At 46.8% G+C, this 5,481-nt stretch carries 2 tRNA genes and 3 rRNA genes; all 5 read left to right on the forward strand.

Going from position 1 to position 5,481, the window contains the following annotated elements:
• Nucleotides 1–95: 95 nt before the first annotated feature.
• The 5 genes from OXQ85_RS20515 (at nt 96) to rrf (ending at nt 5,354) form a co-directional block, all read left to right on the forward strand.
• Nucleotides 96–1,613, forward strand: a 16S ribosomal RNA gene (locus OXQ85_RS20515).
• Nucleotides 1,614–1,903: 290 nt separating this feature from the next.
• A tRNA-Ile gene (locus OXQ85_RS20520) sits at nt 1,904–1,977 on the forward strand.
• Nucleotides 1,978–2,057: 80 nt separating this feature from the next.
• A tRNA-Ala gene (locus OXQ85_RS20525) sits at nt 2,058–2,134 on the forward strand.
• A gap of 154 nt (nt 2,135–2,288) precedes the next feature.
• A 23S ribosomal RNA gene (locus tag OXQ85_RS20530) occupies nt 2,289–5,042 on the forward strand.
• A gap of 204 nt (nt 5,043–5,246) precedes the next feature.
• Nucleotides 5,247–5,354 (forward strand): 5S ribosomal RNA (gene rrf / locus OXQ85_RS20535).
• Together the 16S, 23S and 5S rRNA genes with 2 tRNA genes alongside form the textbook arrangement of a ribosomal RNA operon.
• The last annotated feature ends 127 nt before the right edge of the window (nt 5,355–5,481 follow it).

Raw genomic sequence — 5,481 nt, forward strand, 5'->3', positions numbered from 1 at the left:
AAAGCGAAAGATTGGAAGATCATTGAAATACAATATAACAACCAAGTAAGGAAAAACTAAAGCGTCAAAACTTTGAGTGAGTCAAGAACAAACATACAATGGAGAGTTTGATCCTGGCTCAGGATGAACGCTAGCGGGAGGCCTAACACATGCAAGCTGAGCGGTAGAGATCTTTCGGGATCTTGAGAGCGGCGTACGGGTGCGGAACACGTGTGCAACCTGCCTTTATCAGGGGGATAGCCTTTCGAAAGGAAGATTAATACCCCATAATATATTGATTGGCATCAATTAATATTGAAAACTCCGGTGGATAGAGATGGGCACGCGCAAGATTAGATAGTTGGTAGGGTAACGGCCTACCAAGTCAGTGATCTTTAGGGGGCCTGAGAGGGTGATCCCCCACACTGGTACTGAGACACGGACCAGACTCCTACGGGAGGCAGCAGTGAGGAATATTGGACAATGGGTTAGCGCCTGATCCAGCCATCCCGCGTGAAGGACGACGGCCCTATGGGTTGTAAACTTCTTTTGTATAGGGATAAACCTTTCCACGTGTGGGAAGCTGAAGGTACTATACGAATAAGCACCGGCTAACTCCGTGCCAGCAGCCGCGGTAATACGGAGGGTGCAAGCGTTATCCGGATTTATTGGGTTTAAAGGGTCCGTAGGCGGATCTGTAAGTCAGTGGTGAAATCTCACAGCTTAACTGTGAAACTGCCATTGATACTGCAGGTCTTGAGTGAGGTAGAAGTAGCTGGAATAAGTAGTGTAGCGGTGAAATGCATAGATATTACTTAGAACACCAATTGCGAAGGCAGGTTACTATGTCTTAACTGACGCTGATGGACGAAAGCGTGGGGAGCGAACAGGATTAGATACCCTGGTAGTCCACGCCGTAAACGATGCTAACTCGTTTTTGGGTCTTTAAGATTCAGAGACTAAGCGAAAGTGATAAGTTAGCCACCTGGGGAGTACGAACGCAAGTTTGAAACTCAAAGGAATTGACGGGGGCCCGCACAAGCGGTGGATTATGTGGTTTAATTCGATGATACGCGAGGAACCTTACCAAGGCTTAAATGGGAATTGATCGGTTTAGAAATAGACCTTCCTTCGGGCAATTTTCAAGGTGCTGCATGGTTGTCGTCAGCTCGTGCCGTGAGGTGTTAGGTTAAGTCCTGCAACGAGCGCAACCCCTGTCACTAGTTGCCATCATTCAGTTGGGGACTCTAGTGAGACTGCCTACGCAAGTAGAGAGGAAGGTGGGGATGACGTCAAATCATCACGGCCCTTACGCCTTGGGCCACACACGTAATACAATGGCCGGTACAGAGGGCAGCTACCTAGCGATAGGATGCAAATCTCGAAAGCCGGTCTCAGTTCGGATTGGAGTCTGCAACTCGACTCTATGAAGCTGGAATCGCTAGTAATCGCGCATCAGCCATGGCGCGGTGAATACGTTCCCGGGCCTTGTACACACCGCCCGTCAAGCCATGGAAGTCTGGGGTACCTGAAGTCGGTGACCGTAACAGGAGCTGCCTAGGGTAAAACAGGTAACTAGGGCTAAGTCGTAACAAGGTAGCCGTACCGGAAGGTGCGGCTGGAACATCTCATTTTAGAGCGTCTTTTGACGATAAAAAAACAAAGGACACAATGTGTCCACAGGTACTTACTTAAAGTAAAGCTTTAGTTTTTTGTTTGGTTGGTTTATAGGTAAAAGAGACAAGTAAAAGTAAAAAGAGCCAAGTGTAATAGTTTGGAAGATAAAATTGCTCATTACTCGTTATACATTACTTATAATTTAAATATAAAAATATAACCCACTAGAAATTAGTATAGGGAAAGAGATTGAGAAATGAAGAGAGGAAGAGTATTACTTATTACTCATCACCCATTACTCATACAAAGTCTCGTAGCTCAGCTGGTTAGAGCGCTACACTGATAATGTAGAGGTCGGCAGTTCGAGCCTGCCCGAGACTACTAATTGAGTTGAAGGTTTAAAGTTTATTGTTCAAAGTTACAACCTTGAATAAAGAACCTTAAACATTAAACACCTAGAGGGGGAATTAGCTCAGCTGGCTAGAGCGCCTGCCTTGCACGCAGGAGGTCAAGGGTTCGACTCCCTTATTCTCCACCATCACCGATGGTTTAATTTTAAAAAAGCGAATAGAGCCAAAAACAATATTTGCGAATTAAACTTGAAGTAGATTTAAGATCATTGACATTAACGGTAAAGACATCACAAAGAGAAAACCGAGCACTTATAAGTGCTTGAGTAACCTAAAAATAGGAAAGAAATCGTTAAGGGCGTATGGCGGATGCCTAGGCTTTCAGAGGCGAAGAAGGACGTGGTAAGCTGCGAAAAGCTGCGGGGATTGGCACACACGAATAGATCCGCAGATGTCCGAATGGGGCAACCCAATACATTGAAGATGTATTACCTCTTAGGAGGAGCAAACCAGGAGAACTGAAACATCTAAGTACCCTGAGGAAAAGAAATCGAAGAGATTCCGTAAGTAGTGGCGAGCGAAAGCGGATTAGCCCAAAAGTCTTTATATATTTAGAAGAACGTACTGGAAAGTGCGGCCGTAGACGGTGATAGCCCGGTATTCGAAAGGTATATATAGATGATAAATGAGTAGGGCGGGACACGTGAAATCCTGTCTGAATATGGGGGGACCATCCTCCAAGGCTAAATACTCCTGAAAGACCGATAGTGAACAAGTACTGTGAAGGAAAGGTGAAAAGCACTTCGAATAGAAGGGTGAAATAGAACCTGAAACCGTACGCCTACAAGCGGTCGGAGCAGATTAATTCTGTGACGGCGTGCCTTTTGCATAATGAGCCTACGAGTTAATTTTACTAGCGAGGTTAAGGACTTCAGGTCCGGAGCCGGAGCGAAAGCGAGTCTGAATAGGGCGGATAGTTAGTAGGATTAGACGCGAAACCTTGTGATCTACCCATGGGCAGGTTGAAGCTTTGGTAACACAAAGTGGAGGACCGAACCGGTTGACGTTGAAAAGTCTTCGGATGACCTGTGGGTAGGGGTGAAAGGCCAATCAAACTGGGAGATAGCTCGTACTCTCCGAAATGCATTTAGGTGCAGCGTCGTATATAAGTTTATTAGAGGTAGAGCTACTGATTGGATGCGGGGGTTTCATCGCCTACCAATTCCTGACAAACTCCGAATGCTAATAAATGTTCTACGGCAGTGAGGGCATGGGTGCTAAGGTCCATGTCCGAGAGGGAAAGAACCCAGACCAACAGCTAAGGTCCCCAAATATATGTTAAGTTGAAGCAACGCGGTTGGACTGCATTGACAGCTAGGATGTTGGCTTGGAAGCAGCCATTCATTTAAAGAGTGCGTAACAGCTCACTAGTCGAGCGGTCCGGCATGGATAATAATCGGGCATAAACATATTACCGAAGCTATGGATTTGTACATTGTACATCTGGTAGGAGAGCATTCTGTTTGCGCCGAAGCAGTATCGTGAGGTATTGTGGAGCGGACAGAAAAGAAAATGTAGGCATAAGTAACGATAAAGGGGGCGAGAAACCCCCTCACCGAAAGACTAAGGTTTCCTCAGCCATGCTAATCAGCTGAGGGTTAGTCGGGACCTAACGCGAACCCGAAAGGGGTAGTGGATGGACAATGGGTTAATATTCCCATACTTGCTCACACTAAAAAGGGGACGGTTCGACGTAGCTATTGAAGACGGACGGAAGTGTCAAGGCCTAGCCTTCGGGCGAAGCTGTTATAGTGAAATCGGATCCAAGAAAAGCCGAAGTGAAGCAACCCGTACCAAAACCGACACAGGTGGTCGAGGAGAGAATCCTAAGGTGCTCGAGTGAGTCGTGGCTAAGGAACTAGGCAAAATAGTCTCGTAACTTCGGAAGAAGAGACGCCATCAGCAATGGTGGCCGCAGTGAAGAGGCCCAGGCGACTGTTTATCAAAAACACAGGACTCTGCTAAATCGAAAGATGCTGTATAGGGTCTGACACCTGCCCGGTGCTGGAAGGTTAAGGAAGGGCGTTAGGGTAACCGAAGCGTTTGACTGAAGCCCCAGTAAACGGCGGCCGTAACTATAACGGTCCTAAGGTAGCGAAATTCCTTGTCGGGTAAGTTCCGACCTGCACGAATGGTGTAACGATCTGGGCACTGTCTCAGCCACGAGCTCGGTGAAATTGTAGTATCGGTGAAGATGCCGATTACCCGCAATGGGACGAAAAGACCCTGTGAACCTTTACTATAACTTCGTATTGACTTTGAGTAAGTAATGTGTAGGATAGGTGGGAGACTTTGAAGCAGGCACGCTAGTGTTTGTGGAGTCAACGTTGAAATACCACCCTTTACTTACTTGGAGCCTAACTTCTTTAAGAAGGACATTGCGTGGTGGGTAGTTTGACTGGGGTGGTCGCCTCCAAAAGAGTAACGGAGGCTTTCAAAGGTACCCTCAGCACGCTTGGTAACCGTGCGTAGAGTGTAATGGCATAAGGGTGCTTGACTGTGAGACCAACAAGTCGATCAGGTGCGAAAGCAGGACATAGTGATCCGGTGGTTCCGTATGGAAGGGCCATCGCTCATAGGATAAAAGGTACTCCGGGGATAACAGGCTAGTCTCCCCCAAGAGCTCACATCGACGGGGAGGTTCGGCACCTCGATGTCGGCTCGTCACATCCTGGGGCTGGAGAAGGTCCCAAGGGTTGGGCTGTTCGCCCATTAAAGTGGCACGCGAGCTGGGTTCAGAACGTCGTGAGACAGTTCGGTCTCTATCTATTGCGGGCGTTAGATGTTTGAGAGGGCTTGATTCTAGTACGAGAGGACCGAATTGAACAAACCTCTGGTGTATCAGTTGTACCGCCAGGTGCACCGCTGAGTAGCTACGTTTGGAAGAGATAAGCACTGAAAGCATATAAGTGCGAAACTCGCCTCAAGATGAGACATCTTTTAAGGGTCGTGGGAGATGACCACGTTGATAGGCTACAGGTGTAAAGTTGGTAACAGCATAGCCGAGTAGTACTAATTACCCGTAGATTTATAGCCTAGATATAGGTAATAAGTGATGAGTAATAGGTAATGAGCAATCTTAACCTAAGCCTCAAGCTTACTTAAGCCTTATAAGTGCGACACTGGTTTTGCCTTTGTGATGAAATTTACCGATAAAAACAGGTAGCAGATGATAGCTATCAGGTAGCAGGGAAAACCTGTAACCTATAACCATCAACCTGCAACCTTATATACAACCTTTAGGGTGGTTTTAGCGGTGGGGCTCACCTGTTCCCATTCCGAACACAGAAGTTAAGCCCACCAGCGCCGATGGTACTGCTAACGCGGGAGAGTAGGTCGCCGCCAGTTTTTATTAAAAAGTCTCATACTTTAATTAGTATGAGACTTTTTTTTGCGCTAAACTCAAGCATCACGAAACAAACTTACCCAAAGAGTTATCTTTGCCTATTGCCTATTGCCTATTGCCTATTGCCTA

It is taken from the genome of Chryseobacterium sp. GM_Chr_2 (genome assembly GCF_026540445.1).
Taxonomy (GTDB): Bacteria; Bacteroidota; Bacteroidia; order Flavobacteriales; family Weeksellaceae; genus Chryseobacterium.